Here is a 19,198-nt window from a genome sequence, read left to right as displayed (position 1 = left end):
TCTATCGTTTCGGTTTGATCCTATAAATCTTAGCCTCCTCTTTATTTCCGGCCTCGCTGGATATATACAGATTCAACTGTTCATCAAATGTCAACCCTTCAGGTTGTTCGAAAGTATCTCTATCAAAACGGACTACCTGCTCAACATTAAAATCACGGCTGGTCACAATAAGAGCCCTATCCACAGAAGATATAATATACCATTCTTCTTTGGTAGGATGTTTGGCCATAGCGGAAGCTTTGAAAGATTTACCCATTGTCTTGTCCAATTGCCTTATTTCGTCGATGCTGATAACAAATGTGTTCTCCACGGATAATGCGCCATCGGATGACAGATTCAATAAGTACCCTGTCGTCGTCTTCGCCTTCTTATCCTCTTTACAGCTTTTACAAAGCACATGAAGTCTCTTCGTTTGTGTATCGTATGCCATAGATTCATATTCGCCATTCGGCAATAATCCGGTGTGTTGTCTCACGACCGATTTGTCGGTTGTCCCTATCGGGAAACTGTATATATCACCGTTGCTCTTGAGTACAAAGAAATGTGTGCCGTCACTTGCCAATCCTTCATAATCTCCACGACCGGCAAACTTGAACTCCGAAGCAATCTCGTCCTTCTCCAGATCGAAGGCAAAGAGAATCCCCTCTTCATCCTGTACGGCAAAAATCGTATGCGGAAAATCCGAGAGGTAAGTGATACCGGAAATTTCATCCAATACAGTAGGCATAGTGAAAGCTTGACCAGAACTCAGGGTATAAGAAAACTGGCTTGTATCCTGCGACGCCGTTGCCCCTTCTTGCTTAGCCGCCTTGGGATTACAGGCCCATAGGCTATTGATAATAATTCCGAACGTCAAGCAGAGAAGAATTCTCAATCTCTTTATAGGCAGTTTTAAATTATGTATTGTCATATCCCTAATAAGTTATTATTGCTATGAAGAAAGCAATCACTGATAAAACTAAACCAAACATAAATATACCATAGGCATAACGCAACAATCTGTACTTGCGCCCCAATACAACCCCTTGAGAATAGACATCCTTCGTCATCATACCGTATAAAAAACCGCTATCTTCCATAACCTCTTCCATTCCGGCCTTATAAGCATCGAAAGGCATTTTAAAAAAGTTACCAAAAAACAACAAATTGACCGTCTTATTCTGGACTTCCTCTTCTTTGAAAAAACCACTTGGAATCTTTGGTATAGTCGCTAGAATAGCCAGCACCATCGTAATCACTACGGCTGTCATTAGGGTGAACGTCGGTATAATGAGATGTTCGTTACTATCTAACTTCCGTAATAATCCAGCAGCTACAACAGAAAGAATAATAGAATTGACCGTCAACAGGATATTAGCTTTATTGTCTGCCATATCGCTAAGCCGTTGGTTATTGGATGATGTAATCCGAAACATCGTTTCGATACCACGTTCGGGACGGGACTTTTTCTCTTTTAGTTTTACTGTATTTTGTTTCTCTACCACGTTCCCACTATTCTTATCCATTAATGATTTCAAATTTTGTTGTTTTAGCTTCTCTCGCTGTCCTCGTGCATATTGCGTGTGATAGTGATGGTTTTCCATAAGCTTTATGGTCTGTAAACGCCATAATGCTTTGTCTATCGGCTGCCCTTTGACCAACTCTACTTCTCTACGCATTAACTTATTACGTTCAGAGAAATTTATACCTCCCAAATGAAACAAATCTGCATCGCAAACAATCTCTTGTAATAAACCTTCTGGTCTTTGGGGCATCTTGGTCGCTAATATACAACCTCGGATCTGCTGCCGCACTTCTTCATCAACAGCAAAGCCAAGGAGAAACTGATCAGCAAGCTCGGCACTACGTACCTCATGGTCCTGTGCACCACCAGGGAAATAACCTACATCGTGAAAATACGCAGCTGTAATAACAATAAACCTATCTTTGGAAGATAACATATAATGATCGGCCATTTCGCGTACCGCAGCAACGACATCCGATACATGCGTCTCATTGTGAAAACAGTAGGCTATATCTTCTGTTGATTGCTGTATATTCTTCTTAAGAAAAGAAGGAATCTGCTCAATAATGTATTCATATTCCATAAGTATCCGTAGCTAAAGCCTAAATTTACAATACAAGTATAAAATAAGCACAAAAAGTCCAAACAAAAAAATAGTACACCGTTTAAGATCATGTTTCATGAGCTATTATATACGGTTCAGTAGACATTATCTTCTTCTCACACCAATTAGCGGAAGATAGCATGCAACATTTACTTAGCTTTGACAATTACCGGTAAATACCTGCCTTGAGTTTTACTTTTGTATATATCAAGATGGCTTTGTAAAGGTTTTTTCGGATTTTTGTAGCTATAGGCCAATAACTAGGAAGATATTGAAGAATAAATTTAAAGTAATCAATCGAACAGGCTCTCAAAAGGATGCTTTTTTCACTGACATGGGCAAGCGCATAGTCATTGCTACATCTGCATTCCTCTTGTACAATATTGTTTCCTATATCGTTGATCCCTTGTCTTACTTTTGGCAAAACTATTTCCAACATGGATGGGACTACCTCTTAATGGATTGTGTAATTTCCTTTTTGTTTTGTTTTGCTGTATCCGAAGCCAGTATCGTGATTGGCAGGAAACTAAACAACTACGTTTCCTGGAAAGACAATCCACTCAAACGGCTACTTATCGAATCAGGTATAACTCTTGTTGCCGTACTACTGCTGCTTTATCTACAGATACTATTTTTTATCGCTTTCTTTGACGACCCAAACATCAAGGAAAGCCAACCTACTATACAAGACACGGTAGAATCTATCCGTTGGTTTGTGGTAAGCTTAATAATTTCTTTTGCCATAATGGCCATCAATACGGGCGACTATCTTATCACAAGTTGGAAAAATGCGGCGCTTAATGCAGTAGAGCAAAATCAGCTGGCCGTAGAAGCCGAATTGCAATCCTTAAAACTTCAATTGGATCCTCATTTTGTGTTCAACAATCTCAGTGTGTTATCGGAACTTATATTAACGGATCAACAGCTAGGACACGAATACGCGGAAAATTTCACCAAGCTATATCGTTATCTACTCGTTCATTCCAAAAAGAATCTGGTTCAGCTTGAGGAGGAAATCAAATTTCTCAACTCTTATATATTTTTACTGGAACAGCGCATAGGAGAAGGTGTTAAATTTGAAACAGATATCGATAAAACCTATAATCAGCTCTGTATCCCACCTATGACACTGCAGATGTTGGTAGAAAATGCGTTGAAGCATAATAAAACACTTCGTAAAGATCCACTCATTATCCGGATATATTCCAATGACCAAGAATGTATCGTTGTTGAGAATAGTCGACGGCCTATCGAGACTGTCACACTTTCATCAGGAATAGGCATCTCTAATATCGTCCGTCGTTACAAGCTACTAAACGCTACACCACCGCACATAAAATCTGATGACCAAACATTCAGCGTCACTGTACCATTACTAAAACAAACTGTATGAATATCTTAATCATTGAAGACGAAACACCTAATGCAGAAAGGTTAAAGCGGTTGATTCATGAAATCAGACCACAAGCTATCGTTCTTGAAGTATTGGAAAGCATCGTTGATAGTGTAGCATGGCTATCCAATAACCCGTTTCCAGATGTCATAATGATGGATATAAAACTTTCAGATGGCTTGAGTTTTGAAATTTTCAATCAGATCAAAATAGATGTCCCTATTATCTTTGTGACCGCATATGATGAATATGCCATAAAGGCCTTTAAGCAATACAGTGTAGACTATTTGTTAAAGCCAGTAGATCGGGACGAGCTCGTAGCAGCTTTTGAAAAATTAGATTACCTAACGGCCACTTCGGACCGACAGTCTTTCGAAAAGCTACTTTCCGCTTTTCAACCTAAGGAATACCGAAGTCGGTTCCTGATTCCTTATAGAGATGAGTTTAAAACTATTCTGGCGGATGACGTCCAATACTTCTCTTCCGAATCCCGGATTACTAGAGCCCGCCTAGTAGATAATAACGAAATCATTCTTCCTCAGACTTTGGACGAACTGGAGAAACAGCTGGACCCTAAACTATTCTTTCGGGCAAACCGACAATACATTGTACATATCAACTCGATAGCACGTATCTTCAACTATTTTAATTCGAAACTGAAGATTGTTTTGAAAGGAGATGAAAATACTGAAATCATTATTAGCCGAGAGAAGGCACCTCAAATCAAAACGTGGCTGGGTTATTAACCGCCACATTTCAGTCCCCATTTTCTACGTTTCAGTAAAACAATAACCTTATTACATCAAAGGTCTACGTTTATTTGCATCCTTAAAATACAAAGAACGTAGAATCTATGATGACAATGAATCACGTAAAAATCGCTTTAATTTACACATCGGCAATCGCCCTTTTCATGACCTCTTGTGGACAATCAGCATCAGAGCACAATGATGAAGCAATGCAGGCTGTAGAAACGGATTTCATCCGTCTTGAAGTCGAGGATGTAAATACCCATAAGGAGTATCCAGGAGCCATTGAGGGGATCGTAAATATCGAAATCAAACCACAGGTTACAGGTTATCTATCCGAAGTCCTCGTCCAAGAGGGAGATTTTGTTCAGAAAGGACAGACACTCTTTCGCATCAGTCCTGAGGTGTATACAGAGCAGGTCAAGAATGGACAGGCTGCACTCAAAGCAGCAATAGCAGCACAGGAAACAGCTCGTCTGGAAATTGAAAAGCTTAAACCATTAGTAGATGGCAAGGTCGTCACTGAGATACAGCTTAAAACTGCTATCGCAACGTACGAGTCTGCCAGTGCACAGGTAGAGCAGGCAAAAGCTAATTTAGGTTCTTCAAAAATCAATGTGGATTTTACGGTAGTAAAAGCTCCGGTGAGTGGCTATATCGGCCGTATCCCTAACCGTAAAGGAGCGCTCGTATCTCCGGCAGATCCGATTGCTCTTACCTCCCTGTCGGATATCAGCTCCGTACAAGTGTATTTTTCACTAAGCGAAGCAGACTACCTTGGTTATCAAAAGTCAGGTATGCTATCGCAAAATGGCAAGCAGGTCACATTAATTCTGGCCGACGGTTCAACATATGATCAGTTAGGGACTTTAGAAAGTGCAAGTGGAAACATTGATAAGGCTACTGGAAGTATTACAATGAAGGCTGTGTTTAGTAATCCGGACAAACTATTACGTTCAGGAGGTGCAGCCAAGGTGATGCTCAATCGTACCATCAATGCTATTGTACAATTGCCCAAATTGAGCGTCAAGGATATTCAGGACAAGTATTTTGTATTCAAACTATCTGATAGCAGTACGGTCAACATGGTCCCTATCGAAATCGAAGGGGGCACAAAAGACCTCTATTTCGTCAAATCCGGCATACAGCAAGGAGACAAAATAGCAATCAACAGAATCGATATGTTACAGGATGGCTTAAAAGTAGTAGCCAAAGACACCACGTTATCGATGCAATAAGCACAAGCTAATACAAGTATATCATGCTAAAGAAATTTATAGACCGTCCGGTACTCGCGACGGTAATCTCTGTAATCATTGTGATTTTAGGAATCCTAGGTCTTAGCCGATTGGCTATCACCCGATTTCCGGATATCGCTCCGCCGACAGTATCTGTGTGGGGTTCATTTCCGGGCGGTAATAGTGAGACGGTAATACGTTCTGTTGTCACTCCTTTAGAGGAACAAATAAATGGTGTAGAGGATATGGAATACATGCGATCTACCGCTAGTAACGATGGTTCATTTTCTATAACCATCGTGTTTAAACAAGGGGTAAATCCGGATCAGGCGGCAGTCAACGTGCAGAACCGTGTACAACAGGCGACACCTATCCTACCTCAGGAGGTAGTCCGCATGGGGCTCACTACATCGAAGCAGCAAAACAGTATGGTATTGCTATTTAATCTGTACACGGAAGACAATTCACGCTATGATGAGACCTTCTTACAAAACTATGCTAACATCAACCTTCTGCCGCAGATAAAGCGGGTAAAAGGTGTGGGAAAGGCAGAAGTGTATGGTATGAAAGATTATTCTATGCGTATCTGGCTAGATCCACAGAAGATGGCCGCACATGCCCTTGAACCAGCAGACATCTCTGCCGCTATTGCGGATCAGAGTCTGGAAGCTGCTCCAGGTAAACTCGGGGTAGAATCGGATGCTGCATTGGAATATGTAATCCGTTACAAAGGCAAGAAAAACCTGCCAGAGCAATACGAAGACATTATTGTCAAAAATGAAGAATCAAACCTGGTACGCCTTAGCGACGTGGCCCGGGTTGAATTCGGTTCCATATCCTATAGTGGAGACAACACTACCAATGGAAAAAACGCGGTATCTGTCGCTATTATGCAGGCCACAGGCTCTAATGCCAATGAGATTGAAATCGGCATCAATAAAGAAGTAGAAAAGCTGTCTAAATCATTTCCTCCGGGAGTCAAGTACTCTAAGGTAATCAGTTCAAAAGAACGGCTCGATGAGGCCACAGGGCAGGTAAAAGCAACATTGATTGAAGCCTTTATATTGGTATTTATCATTGTGTTCCTATTCTTACAGGACTTGCGTTCGACCATCATTCCGGCTATTGCAGTTCCTGTCGCGATCATAGGTACCTTCTTCTTCCTTTTAGTTTTTGGTTTTACCATCAACGTATTGACGCTATTCGCGCTAGTGCTGGCCATCGGAATCGTGGTCGATGACGCTATTGTGGTCGTAGAGGCCGTGCATGGTAAGATGGAAGGTACCAACCTTAGTCCAAGAGATGCGACTTATGGAGCTATGGGTGAAATTACTGGCGCTGTTATCTCCATCACTTTGGTCATGTCTGCCGTATTCGTACCGATCGGCTTTATGTCTGGATCAGCAGGGTTATTCTATAAGCAATTTGCGTATACTTTGGCAATCGCGATTATTATATCGGCGGTCAATGCCCTGACCCTTACTCCTGCCTTATGCGCACTGTTTCTAAAAAACAATCATGGAGAGGGGCATGGTCATGAGAAAAAGGGCTTTGTAAAACGCTTTACAACAGCTTTTAACGCTGGATTTGAAAACCTGACCGGAAAATATATCGCAGGAATAAAACTCTTGTTCCGTAAAAAAGCACTAGCTACCGGGATAATCCTAGGCACTATCGGACTAGCAGGGTACCTTTTGATGAGTACTCCAAAGAGTTTTGTACCGATGGAAGACGATGGTCTGCTGATGTACTCTCTGACCATGCCTCCTGGTACCGGCTTAACTAAAACAACAGAGGTAGCCGAGAAAATCAACAACATGCTGAAAGGCAATGAAGCGATACAGGAGAACACCTCCATCACCGGATTCAACCTACTGAGTGGTAGTGCAGGGTCGGGATACGGTATGGGATTTATCAAGCTCAAGCCTCAAAAAGAACGTGGTGCAGTTAAAGACATTAATGTGATCACGGAATCCATATCGCAACAATTGATGCAGGTGAAGGAAGGTGGTATCCTTACTTTTAGAATGCCACCTGTAGAAGGCTATGGTATCACGAACGATGCCGAAATTGCATTACAAGACCGTGTAGGCCGTGATCCTCAGGTTTTAAAAGACAAAGCAGATGAGCTGATAGGTCAGTTGATGGCGACTCCCGGTGTGGCTTACGCATACACGATGTTCCGCACAGACTATCCCCAACTCGAGCTGGAAATAGATGAAGATAAGGCCAAACAAATGCATGTGAGTGTTGCAGGACTATTGAACACCATACAGGCCTATTTTTCGGGAGATCAGTCTGCAGACTTTACGCGTTTCGGAAAGTTCTATAGAGTCAGTGTTAAATCCGATGGTGTATTTCGTATGGACCAGGACGCCTTCAATAACATATTCGTCCGAAGCCTTAAAGGTGAGATGGTACCTGTCAACACCTTAATAACGCTCAACAAGGTATATGGACCTGAAGCAGTAAATAGATACAATCTATACAACGCTCTGACCATCAATGTGTCGCCACAACCTGGGGTCAGTAACGGTGAACTGATGAGCCGTATAGAGCCTGTTCTAAATAGCTTACCATCGGATTATAGTTATGAGTGGACGGGACTTAGTCTTGAAGAGAAATCAGCCGGTAATCAGACTATTATCATACTCAGTTTATGTATATTCTTTGTTTACCTGATTCTTTCGGCACAATACGAAAGTTACCTATTGCCGCTTGCCGTGATTCTATCCATACCTACGGGTGTCATTGGTGCATTCTTAGGGATACGGGCGATAGGTTTGGACAATAACATCTTTGTCCAGGTGAGTCTGATTATGCTTGTTGGGCTTCTGGCCAAAAATGCGATCCTGATTGTGGAATATGCTGTACAGCGTAGAAAATCGGGCTTGTCGATTATAGAGGCTGCTATCGCTGGCGCACAATCGCGTTTACGCCCTATCGTCATGACCTCATTGGCCTTTATAGCAGGTATGATTCCGTTAATGGCTTCATCTGGAGGTATGGCAACTGGTAATATTTCGATCAGTATCAGTGCAGCTTTAGGAATGTTGAGCGGTGTACTATTGGGTGTATTTATTATTCCTATTCTGTATGCCCTGTTCCAATATCTACAGGAAAAGGTATCTGCGAAGAAAATACAACACGAGTTAAATATTAAATCATAATACAAAGGAACACGATGAAAATATTATATAGCGCAATTGCAACCATTATGTTTGTGAGTTCCTGCTCTGTAACTCAGAAATATAAACGACCAGAACTGGATCTACCAGACAACTATCGTACGGAACTCACGCTGACAGCTGATAGTATACAGTTGCCCTGGAAAGCATTTTTCCAGGACCCTTTACTGATTACATTAATTGATAAAGCTTTAGACAACAATCATGATTTACAGATTGCGCTCAAAAGCATCGACCAACTTGACTTGCTTCTAAAACAAGCCAAACTATCGATGCTCCCTACAGCTTCATTGAATTTAGGGGCTAGCCGAGGATGGTCTTCTAATAACAGTCTCAATGGTGCTATGAGTAGCCAATACACCAATAGTAAATACATGGATGACTATAGTGCGACGGTAAACGTCTCTTGGGAGGCCGACATCTGGGGCAAGTCTCAACTGTATAAAGAACAGGCGAGAGCTGCATACTTCGGTCAAAAGGAAAATTACACTGCGCTACGGACCCGCATTATCGCTCAGGTCGCCCAGGCTTATTATCGCTTGGTTGCATTGGACGAACAACTGAAAATCGCACAGGAAAATGTAACACTAAGCGAGAATCTGCTGCGTATCACCCGTCTTCAATATCAATCAGGGCAAGTGAATTCGCTCGCTATAGAGCAATCTGAAGCGCAGAAGAAGACTGCAGAACTAATCGTCCCCTTATCATTACAGTCTATTCGCATTCAAGAAAATGCATTATTGATTCTATGTGGTATGTACCCGGATTCTGTCCAGCGCACGACGCAATTAGGAGCGCTTACTCCGCAGGTATTTTTCAATACTGGTGTACCCGCACGTTTATTGAGCCGACGTCCGGATCTAAAAGCAGCAGAATATGATGTGATTGCACTCAACGCAAAGACAGGCCTTGCAAAAACAGCAATGTATCCTTCATTAAGTCTTTCGGCCCAAGCAGGGTTGAACTCCTTCTTATTTAAAAACTGGTTCGATTTACCAGGGTCAATTACAAAAAATATAGCTGCGAATCTCACACAGCCTCTATTCCAAAAAAAGGAATTGAAAACGGCCTACGAAACAGCTGTGATAGAACAAGAAAAGGCAGCTATACAATTCCAAAAAGTGACGCTATTAGCAGTCGCTGAAGTATCTGACGGTCTAGCAAACTATAAGGGCAGCTCAGACCGATTAACACTTGCACTGGAAAGAGGTGCTGCCTTGGATAAAGCGACAAACGATGCCTTATTACTTTACAAAAGTGGTATGGCGACCTACCTCGAAGTCATCAGCGCACAGAATGCGAAACTCCAAAATGATCTGGAGCGTAATAACCTCGAACAGGAAAAATTAAATAGCATTATCGATTTATACCGTTCCTTAGGAGGAGGAACGGATTAAAAACAAAGGCGGCCTTAAAATAGCCGCCTTTGTTTATTCTTTTTCTTTAGCCTTAATCGGGGCTTTATGCCCATTTTCGTCTATCAGATAATACCATCCCCCCTGCTTTACCATGACAGGCCAAGTTTTGTCCTTCGCCTGATAGTTTCTTCGGATTACATCGTAATCAGCTGTGATTATTATCTTTCCATTGGTATCGGCCATCCCCGATTTTCCGTCTTTTACAATCATGACCGTAGGATAACTAGAGCTAAAACTTATATCATCAAAAATAGGCTCCAGCAGTATAGTACCATCCCGTCTCACCAAACCATGATATTCGCCTTTCTGAACATGTAAAACACGTCCATCGGAACTGGCAGCGTACACATTATCGAACTCGAATGGTAGTACTACACGTCCTTCCGTATCAATCATTCCATACTTATGTTTTTTTCTTTCTTCTCCCTTCACTTGTCCTAATTTTGCGGCTAAAGCGATTCCTTCGTAGAAAGCATCCACCTGATCTACTCCTTCAAAGCGCTTTTCTTCTCCTTTATCGTTGATAAACAGATTACCTTCTTTACCGTATATTTTCTTCAGACCGTAAAAAAACTCACCATAGTTCTTTTTGTCATACTCAGGAAACCGAAGTAAATAATAAGATGGATTGGTATTCCAATCTGGATTTTCATAAATCAGTTTGTTATCAAAATCTATGAGTCTGTACTGTTTATTTTTCATCTCTAACAGCCAAAAACGATCCGACAACAGATGGCACTGTTCGATATTATCAGGCAGTGTATCCATCCTATCTTGCTTTATATCATAAGAATAAAATGCAGATTCATAGTTTTCAAGACTCTTACGGATAAGTATGCGGTTGCTGCTGACTATATCGATATTTTGTTCTGCTATTGGAATGACTATTTTCTCCAGCTTTAAGTCAAATAATCCAATCTCCTCACGATAACCACCCTCCTTCTTTCCATTCGAAAAGGAGATATAGCGATCTAGCAGCGGATATTCATGTTCGATTGCTCTTTTAGAAAATTGGTAAGAACCATCCAAAGAATAGATCGCTGGCAAGATTTCTTTTCCTTTGTCATCGGTGATTCCCATTTTACCTTTACTTTCTACGTGATAGAAGCTTTTCCCATTGCAATAGCGTCGATCTATACCATCATATTTTCCTATAGGCAGAATAGGTTTTCCCTCCCAACTAAAAACTCCTTTTAGTCCTTTTTTTGTTGCTGCTATTACATAGGGCTTTTCGTTCATCTCTGCATCATACCGCATTCGAGCCTTCATATTTTCGTCTCTCACCCCTTCTAATCCGTTAGCGGCCAAAGACACCGTAGGAACAAATTCGCTGGCATATCTCCCCGCAGCAGTTAAAAAACTGATTTCATCGTATTCAAAATCTAGAAGGATATCACCATGAATAGTTACTACCCCATATTTATCTTTTCTTTTAGCGATAGCAAGGTCACGATTGAAACTGCCAATATAGTCCAATGAGGGCTGAACAATCACTTTCTTGGAGAATGGGTCTATAATCCCGAGATGATCCTTCTCTTTAAAAACCAAAAAATTGGATCCAGTAATAGCTTGGTAAAGCTCGTGTCCCGAGATAATGACGCTTCCGGTGGTATCAAAAACGTAGGAATTATTGGCAATATTTGCTTCAAAACGAACGTCCTTTCCATAGTATAGAATCCGCATATATTCGTCGTATTGGACAGGGATAATCAGTTGTCCATCCGAACGGGCCAATCCGGCCTTTTCCCCATCTCTGACTTCGATAAAGTCATCACTGTAGAAATTCGTTACGTATTCAAATTTTGGTTCTTGCAGTAATTCTCCTGTTGTGGCCGAAACCCATCCCCAAAGGCCATTCCGGGAAACTGCAACAACGGTTTTATTCACTGCTTTGGCGTCATCGTAATCGAAGGGAACAATAATATTTCCGTGTTCATCTGCTACCGCAACCTTACCGTTACGTTTCAGAACAGCAAATTTATAATCATAATCTATTCCCTCATACCACTGTCCTTCGTAACGGGTTTCAAGTGTTATGGTATCGTACGCAATGGGAATCAAAAGCTTACCACTTTCCTGTAGTAAGCCATATTTACCATCCTTGATTACGACAAACAAATCCGCTGCATGCTCGTCGACTTCATCTATCCAAAGATTAGCCGTTGGATGGTAATAATAAGTCTTACCAGATTTCTTGATGCTTACCAGAGGGGAAAGATGGCTTCCCAAGTCTATGGACTCAACAATCTGCTCGTGCTGTGTGTACCCAATTGTAAACTGGAAAAACAAAACCAAGCTTAATAAATACTTCATCTTAAATCGAATATGCTCAAATATCGTGATTTAGGATGAACTATGGTATCCCTGAATACAGGTAATCTATAGTTTGCACACGACATCTGAGCATATAAATGGCGTACGATAAGACTGCCTATCGTAACGGACGAAAGTTTCTAAAACAATAGGCTGGCCATTATCCAACCTGTCAGATATAGACCTAGTCCATACATAAAATGAGCCTGCAGACTTCTAAACCGGGCTAAAGGAGGATTGGGAGTCTTTGAAGCAGCTACACCGAAACCAAATGCAGGCTGCATAATGAACCAAGGAGCTAAGGTAGTACCCAGACCTATAATCATGGCGGGCCAAAACGTAGGAGTGGTCAACCATGCTACACCCCATATCAGCAATAACAAATAAGCAAATGCAATACCTATCGTATAATGTGCTAACCACCCAATCTGCCTTTCTTTATAAAAAGGCGTCGCCTGTATAATTGAAGAATGCCTAAATGTGCCTCTACTAATATGACCAAGCCATCGTCCCAAAAGAGCATAATCTAACGATGGAATCTGCCATATCTTTTTTATGATCAACGCAAAAACATCCATTATCACAGTGGCTCCAACGCCTAATATAAGTGCATAAACTAGTGTAATCATATCTACATATTTAATCTAAGAGCACAAAGTTAATTAGGATACACACCGAAATCGCAACACAAAACATAGAGAAAACAGGACAAATCAAAGCATCCTATGTAACAAACAGACTGACATTTGATATGTACCATTTTTACTTGTAAATGTGTTATCCCCGCACTGGAAAGCTATCTAATTTTGTGCAGTATAAGGAGAAAAACAAATGGAAAAAGAAAACAACAGTTTGAAACTTCTGCAGTTTTATGCAGACTGGTGTCAGCCCTGTCAAATGATGATGCCTATAATCGAATCCATAAAAAGCAAAGGGTATCCGTTTCTAGAGGTACTACAATACAATGTAGACGAAGAGGCGACTTTATCCTTACAATATCATGTTCGCTCTATCCCGACGTTAATTGTTTTAAAAAACAATAAGGAGCTCTGGCGTTATACAGGTCCGATCCGTGCCAGTGAAATTGAAGAAGTACTTCTATCGGTACTATAATTTTATTTATCCCATATATACTTAATCGTAATACATCATGATTTTTTTAGACCAAAAAAGTGACAAACCCAGATTTATGCAATTCACGGCTGCCTGGTGCGGCCCCTGTAGAGTGCTCAACCCAATAGTCGACAACATTAAAAGCCAGAAACCTGCTGAAGTAGACTTTATGCGCATTGACGTCGATACACAAAGCGATATTGCGGAGGAATTTAACATCCGTGGCGTTCCGACTATAATTTTATTGGATAAAGATGGTAAAATAAGCTGGCGACATACTGGTCTAGCTTCAGAAAAAGAAATCATAAATCAAATCGATTCCCTTTTATAATGATGGTAAATACAACGAAATCTGTGATTATAGTCTCGACAAAGAAAGGGATACTATCCGTATTTGCCTGTGCTGACATACAAGATAGTGAATATGACCAAGCAATACCTTCAGTGGGGACTGGATGTCTGGCAACTCTAGATGTTGATCGTTATCTCACCAATCGAATAAAAAGCAATGAGATACTATGTATCGAAGAAGAATCTATAGTTTCGACGATAGGATCACGAAATGGCATCACCTGCATAGAGAACCTCTTCTTATAACACTCACATAATGATTATAAATAGAAGGAGCTTCCTACAAAAGACGGGAACAACATTATCTGGAATCGCGTTGTCAAATTCGCTTTTTGCATTCAACAGTAAACTGACAGATGAATATTTACCTTTATTTGACGTAATTATAGTGGGAGGTAGTTACTCTGGCCTTTCTGCGGCTTTAACATTAGGCCGTTCTCTACGTAAGGTTTTGGTCATAGATGGTGGGACACCCTGTAACATGCCTGCTCCACACTCGCACAACTTCCTAACCCAGGACGGCAAAGCACCTCTGGACATAGCCCACATGGCCAAACAGGACGTTTTAAAATATCCAAGCATTTCTTGGCTTGATGATCAGGTGACTCATAGCGAACTAAAAGATAATGTAATCGTAGTAGAGACTGCTAATGGTAAAAAAATCAGAAGCAGAAGAATTCTTTTCGCGACAGGATTAAAAGATATCATGCCTGGCTTAAATGGTTACAATGCTTGCTGGGGTAAATCAATACTCCATTGTCCTTATTGCCATGGATATGAATTTAAAGGAAAAAAAATAGGGATATGGGGAGACGGCAATGTAGCTTTTCACTATGCGCTACTGGTAAAAAACTATGTTGGCAGTTTACAGATTTTTACCAGAGATGTGACTCAATTGGAAAAAACACAACGAGAAGCACTATCCCGCAATGGTATTGAGTTCATAGAAAGTACAGTTAAGGAACTAAAGCATAAAGAAGGCTGGCTAGAGTCGGTGCTACTTGACAATGGACGTACTATCAGTCTGGATGTACTTTACCATCGTCCCTTATTTGAACAACAGTGCAAAGTGCCTGTGGATATGGGCTGTGAACTGACAGCACATGGTCTGCTAAAAACAGATTCGAAGCAACAGACCTCACTACAGGGGATCTATGCCTGCGGCGATAATTCTTCCTTTCGCTCTATTCCTGTTGCTGTCGCAACAGGTTCTACGGCAGGTGCTGCCATAAACATGGACTTGGCTATAACAGATTTTTAATAAGGGATCTCCATTCTTAAGGATGGAGATCCTTCACTTCTAATGTTTATGTTTCTTGCGAAAAGATAATGGGGTCATGCCTGTATGCTTTTTAAAAAAGCGACCGAAATAGGAGTATTCTGTAAAATTTAATGCCAGTGCAATCATCGAAACCGTATCACTGGTCTGTAAGAGACGCGATTTGGCCTCCTGTACCATCTGATTCTGAATAAAATGACTAGCAGGAAAGCCTGTAGTTTCTTTGACCACGTCATTTAAGTAATTGGGATGCACATGCAACAGTTCCGCGTAATCACTAACGAACCTCTTTTCAATAAAATGTGTATTGACCAATAGCTGGAACTGAGCTGCCAATTGGTCCTTGCGGGACAAAGAAAATTTTTCTTTACTGTCTTTCCGGTTGTAGATGCGTTCTGCTTCTAGTAAGATTACATTCAAAAACATACGGGTCAACAAATCATCGTTGAAAGATGTCTTTTGGCATTTCTCGCTATTCAATTTCCAAAACAGATGTTCCATCATCCCAATCTCGCGTTCTGAAAGCTCGATATAAGGCTCTTTGTCCAGCTGAAAAAATGGAAACTGATTAAGTTTAATCTGATGCTTGATACAGAGCAGAAAATAATCAGCATCAAACATACAGTATATCCCCCGCACATCATCGCTCCATTTCTCGGTAGCATGCAATTGGTTTTCGGCGATAAAAAACATAGACCCTGCCTGAAAAAGATACTTGTGATGACCAATAGTCTCTTCTATCTCGCCCTCAAGGAGTAGCACTATACTAAAAAACTTACGTCGATTCTTCCTACCTCCTATCTCCTTTTGCTGTCGTTTTAACTCTTCAAGTTTCGCTATTTCCAAGAAGCCGCTTCCGTAACCATAGGAGATAGCATTACATTCTTCACAAAAAGTCAATGGAGGTTCCTTTAGATAGAAATCTTTGAAATCTTGCTCGTCACGCAATTCTCTTATCTCATTGTCTTTCATTCCTAACAACCATTTACGTTAATATCCAAGCCTACAAAAATAGGTTATTAAATATACGCAGAGACAAGCATATTATCGGTCATTGTGTGCTATTTTTCAGATAAGCAGAAAACCTAACCTAGGAAATAACGATGCACGTCCATCCAATCCTGCAGTCGCTCGAACCGCTCCTCGTGAACATTGTGAAAGGTATTGAACAATAAAGGAGTACCTGAGAATGTAACTAGATTTTTGGTATGATCATCCAGCAGATAGTCCGTCTTGATGATATGTTTATCGCCACAGAAAACAATATTTTGCCAAGAGATAAATGGAAAATATTCGGCCAACCAGTCTCTTTTCTCACGGAGGCTCCATGGGAATTCCATTGCTGCAGAGACCACAAATATGTCATATTGCTCCTGCAACTCTTTGACTACTTCCTGTGCATTAGGCGATACAGGTAGTGTTCTAAAAAAATTAGGTGACTCCAGATATCTTCGTACAGCTCCCTTGTCTGGTAAACATTCCCCCTCCGGCAAACCTAAAACTTCATCTTCTTTAATCAGTATACCTGTCTCTTGGAAATAATAATGGATGTAATGTACCAGGTTATTGGCCAACACTCCATCCATGTCTAATGCTATCGATTTTCTTTTTTCCATTTTATTTTAACTTTAGTCAAATATAGCAAACAATTGCAACAAAAAGCAATATATTGCAAAATATAGCAAAACATAGAAATTGAGCTTTTTTATTATCTTTGCTCTTATGCTAAAGGAAGAACGCCACAACATTATTTTGGAAGAAACGAGCAGCAATGGTTCATCGTCTTTTCAGTTGCTTTGTAAAAAGCTGGCTGTTTCGGAAGATACCATTCGTCGTGACATCCGTGAGTTGGACAGCCGCGGGCTTTTAAAGGCTGTACGTGGAGGCGCTGTCAGTGTTTCCCGAATCCCCCACCATTATCGTGAACGGGAACATACTGATATTGAACAAAAGAAAGTTATTGCAAAAAAAGCACTGACGCTCATTAAAAACAAACAAGTTCTATTTTTCGATGGCGGGACATCCGTTCTTGAATTGGCTAAAATATTGCCCGTAGACCTCAACGTCACTATCATCACGAACAGCTTTCCTGTTGCCAATGCTTTGGAGGACCACCCTCTAGCTGAGGTTATATTTTTGGGAGGCCGGTTGAATAAAATGTCTTTCGCTACCTTCGGTCATGAAACTTTGAAAGGTATATCCAAGTTTAAGGTTGATATCTATTTCTTTGGTATATGTAGTATATCGCCCGACAGCCTGTCCTGTAAAGATCTGGAAGATGCGGAATTAAAACTAGCTATGATGCAACATAGCGTCAAGACTGTGGGGCTGTGTACCTTCGATAAGCTTAATAGTGAGTCAACTTATTTCATAACGGAAACGAAGGAACTGGATATCTTGATTACCGAAAAAGATGATCCATCACTACATACTAAACCTTTTACAAAATTGGGGATAGAAATATTATAGATGAATTAACGCGGACTTAATATACAATTCATAAAAAAAGTGTTATTTTAACATATAACAAATTGTATATCAACATCTGTGGTTATGAAAAAGGTTATTTATTTCTTCCAAAACATGTTCTCCTACCTATTTTTGGTACAGTTTAGCTCTTTCTATTCTCCTCTTAGGACTCCTAAAAACTAATCGGAACAATAGGTAAATGCGAATTACAAAAGAGTCCTTTGGCAAAGATTTTATCTGGGGGGTATCGACAGCCGCTTATCAAATAGAAGGTGCTCATCAGCATGATGGCAAAGGACCTTCGATATGGGATACTTTCGTAAAACGGAGAAATAAAATCGCGAAAAACCAAAATGGGGATATCGCATGTGACTTTTACAATCGTTACGAAAACGATTTGAAGTTAATGCAGAAAATGCACATTACGAACTATCGGTTCTCTATCTCCTGGAGTCGCATACAGCCCGATGGGATGGGGAAAATCAACCTTGCTGGAATAGATTTCTATAACCGACTTATTGACTTCTCCTTATCATTGGGCATTACACCTTGGATTACGCTCTATCACTGGGATTTACCACAGGAGCTGGAGAAAAAAGGAGGTTGGACAAATCGGGAGGTTAAAGATTGGTTTGGGCAATATGTGGCTATCTGTATCCAATATTTTGGCGACCGCGTAAAGAACTGGATTGTTATTAATGAACCTACTGTATTCAGTGCTGCCGGGTATTTTTTTGGCGTACATGCTCCTGGGAAAAAGGGATTGGACAATTTTTTGGCAGCCGCTCATCACGCTGCACTCGCGCAGGCTCATGGCGGACGAATTATTAAGTCCCTACAATCGGCTAGTCATGTGGGCACAACTTTCTCCTGCTCGCACGTCGAACCCTTTTCCTACAAAGAAAAAGACCTCATAGCGGCAAAAAAAGCAGATGTACTATTGAATCGTCTATTTATCGAACCTCTTTTGGGGATGGGATACCCTACACATGAGATTAAAGTACTCCGTAAAATAGAGCGTTATATGAAGCAAAATGACGAAGTGGATCTAAAGTTTGATATGGATTTTATCGGCGTACAGAACTATACCCGGGAAGTCATACGCCATTCTTTTTTTGTGCCTTTTTTACAGGCCAAGATTGTAAGTGCCAAAAAACGAAAAGTGGAGCAGACTGCAATGAACTGGGAGGTATATCCCGAGTCTATGTTTCATATCCTTAAAAAATTTGATGCCTACCCGAATATCCCACCTCTTATCATCACCGAAAATGGAGCTGCCTTTGAAGACTCGGTAATGGAAGGTAAAGTCGATGATCCCAAACGGGTGCAATATATACGAGAGGTCATCGAACAGGTATTCCGAGCTAAAAGCGAAGGCATAAATGTAAAAGGCTATTTTGTATGGACTTTTCTTGACAACTTTGAATGGGCTGAGGGCTACCATCCTCGATTTGGTCTGGTTCACGTCGACTTTAAAACACAACAACGTATTATAAAATCATCAGGACATTGGTATACTGATTTTCTTCGTTGATAAGATTCCGCGGTTTCACCTTAGTTTTTATGTAGATTTACAAAA

General features: G+C 40.8%; 17 protein-coding genes. 11 read left to right on the top strand and 6 right to left on the bottom strand.

Annotation, left to right across the window (positions count from 1 at the left end):
• Position 1: 1 nt before the first annotated feature.
• Positions 2-910, bottom strand: coding sequence for an SdiA-regulated domain-containing protein (locus tag CLV99_RS13150; protein WP_133584954.1), 909 nt, complete (start codon positions 908-910; stop codon positions 2-4).
• A 4-nt stretch (positions 911-914) separates the two neighbouring features.
• On the bottom strand, positions 915-2,087 hold the full coding sequence (locus tag CLV99_RS13145; RefSeq protein WP_133584953.1) for a Pycsar system effector family protein: 1,173 nt from the start codon (positions 2,085-2,087) through the stop codon (positions 915-917).
• Positions 2,088-2,379: 292 nt separating this feature from the next.
• Between CLV99_RS13145 and CLV99_RS13140 the strand changes: the two genes are divergently transcribed.
• The 5 genes from CLV99_RS13140 (at position 2,380) to CLV99_RS13120 (ending at position 10,073) form a co-directional block, all read left to right on the top strand.
• A complete protein-coding gene (locus CLV99_RS13140; RefSeq protein WP_246032765.1) occupies positions 2,380-3,501 on the top strand; it encodes a sensor histidine kinase in 1,122 nt (373 codons plus the stop codon).
• Positions 3,498-4,247 (top strand): LytR/AlgR family response regulator transcription factor, encoded by a 750-nt coding sequence (locus CLV99_RS13135; RefSeq protein WP_133584952.1) that lies wholly within the window; start codon positions 3,498-3,500, stop codon positions 4,245-4,247. The genes CLV99_RS13140 and CLV99_RS13135 overlap by 4 nt, the downstream gene beginning before the upstream one ends.
• A 107-nt stretch (positions 4,248-4,354) precedes the next feature.
• Positions 4,355-5,488: an efflux RND transporter periplasmic adaptor subunit gene (locus tag CLV99_RS13130; RefSeq protein WP_211348539.1), complete on the top strand. Its 1,134-nt coding sequence runs from the start codon at positions 4,355-4,357 to the stop codon at positions 5,486-5,488.
• A gap of 23 nt (positions 5,489-5,511) precedes the next feature.
• Positions 5,512-8,658, top strand: a complete 3,147-nt coding sequence (locus tag CLV99_RS13125; protein WP_133584951.1) for an efflux RND transporter permease subunit — start codon at positions 5,512-5,514, stop codon at positions 8,656-8,658.
• 14 nt (positions 8,659-8,672) lie between these two features.
• On the top strand, positions 8,673-10,073 hold the full coding sequence (locus tag CLV99_RS13120) for an efflux transporter outer membrane subunit (protein WP_211348538.1): 1,401 nt from the start codon (positions 8,673-8,675) through the stop codon (positions 10,071-10,073).
• A 33-nt stretch (positions 10,074-10,106) separates the two neighbouring features.
• On the opposite strand, the gene CLV99_RS13115 is transcribed toward CLV99_RS13120, so the two are convergent.
• Both CLV99_RS13115 and CLV99_RS13110 read right to left on the bottom strand, forming a co-directional pair.
• The gene (locus CLV99_RS13115; RefSeq protein ID WP_133584949.1) at positions 10,107-12,407 is read right to left on the bottom strand and encodes a WG repeat-containing protein; all 2,301 of its coding nucleotides are present in this window, start codon (positions 12,405-12,407) and stop codon (positions 10,107-10,109) included.
• 140 nt (positions 12,408-12,547) lie between these two features.
• Entirely contained in the window at positions 12,548-13,036 is a 489-nt protein-coding gene (locus tag CLV99_RS13110; RefSeq protein WP_133584948.1) for a DUF2938 domain-containing protein, read from the bottom strand.
• A gap of 202 nt (positions 13,037-13,238) precedes the next feature.
• Here CLV99_RS13110 and CLV99_RS13105 point away from each other — a divergent pair, with 202 nt between their 5' ends.
• The 4 genes from CLV99_RS13105 to CLV99_RS13090 are packed head-to-tail and all read left to right on the top strand — an operon-like array spanning position 13,239 to position 15,132.
• On the top strand, positions 13,239-13,520 hold the full coding sequence (locus tag CLV99_RS13105) for a thioredoxin family protein (RefSeq protein WP_133584947.1): 282 nt from the start codon (positions 13,239-13,241) through the stop codon (positions 13,518-13,520).
• A gap of 37 nt (positions 13,521-13,557) precedes the next feature.
• Complete coding sequence (locus CLV99_RS13100; RefSeq protein WP_133584946.1) at positions 13,558-13,851, top strand: thioredoxin family protein; 294 nt, start codon at positions 13,558-13,560, stop codon at positions 13,849-13,851.
• Entirely contained in the window at positions 13,851-14,117 is a 267-nt protein-coding gene (locus tag CLV99_RS13095) for a hypothetical protein (RefSeq protein WP_133584945.1), read from the top strand. Before CLV99_RS13100 ends, CLV99_RS13095 begins: the two co-directional genes overlap by 1 nt.
• A gap of 10 nt (positions 14,118-14,127) precedes the next feature.
• A complete protein-coding gene (locus CLV99_RS13090) occupies positions 14,128-15,132 on the top strand; it encodes an NAD(P)/FAD-dependent oxidoreductase (RefSeq protein WP_133584944.1) in 1,005 nt (334 codons plus the stop codon).
• 39 nt (positions 15,133-15,171) lie between these two features.
• Here CLV99_RS13090 and CLV99_RS13085 read toward each other — a convergent pair whose 3' ends face one another.
• Positions 15,172-16,122 carry a helix-turn-helix domain-containing protein gene (locus tag CLV99_RS13085; protein ID WP_133584943.1) on the bottom strand — a complete coding sequence of 317 codons (951 nt, stop codon included), beginning with the start codon at positions 16,120-16,122 and terminating at the stop codon, positions 15,172-15,174.
• A 113-nt stretch (positions 16,123-16,235) separates the two neighbouring features.
• Positions 16,236-16,766 (bottom strand): 5' nucleotidase, NT5C type, encoded by a 531-nt coding sequence (locus CLV99_RS13080; RefSeq protein ID WP_133584942.1) that lies wholly within the window; start codon positions 16,764-16,766, stop codon positions 16,236-16,238.
• Between the two features lie 106 nt (positions 16,767-16,872).
• Here CLV99_RS13080 and CLV99_RS13075 point away from each other — a divergent pair, with 106 nt between their 5' ends.
• Positions 16,873-17,619: a DeoR/GlpR family DNA-binding transcription regulator gene (locus CLV99_RS13075; protein ID WP_133584941.1), complete on the top strand. Its 747-nt coding sequence runs from the start codon at positions 16,873-16,875 to the stop codon at positions 17,617-17,619.
• Positions 17,620-17,818: 199 nt separating this feature from the next.
• A complete protein-coding gene (locus tag CLV99_RS13070) occupies positions 17,819-19,153 on the top strand; it encodes a GH1 family beta-glucosidase (protein WP_133584940.1) in 1,335 nt (444 codons plus the stop codon).
• Positions 19,154-19,198: the final 45 nt, after the last annotated feature.

It is taken from the genome of Sphingobacterium yanglingense, assembly GCF_004363245.1.
Taxonomy (GTDB): Bacteria; Bacteroidota; Bacteroidia; order Sphingobacteriales; family Sphingobacteriaceae; genus Sphingobacterium; species Sphingobacterium yanglingense.
The sequence above is the reverse complement of the archived record's forward strand: the minus strand, read 5'-3'. Positions and strand labels throughout refer to the sequence as shown.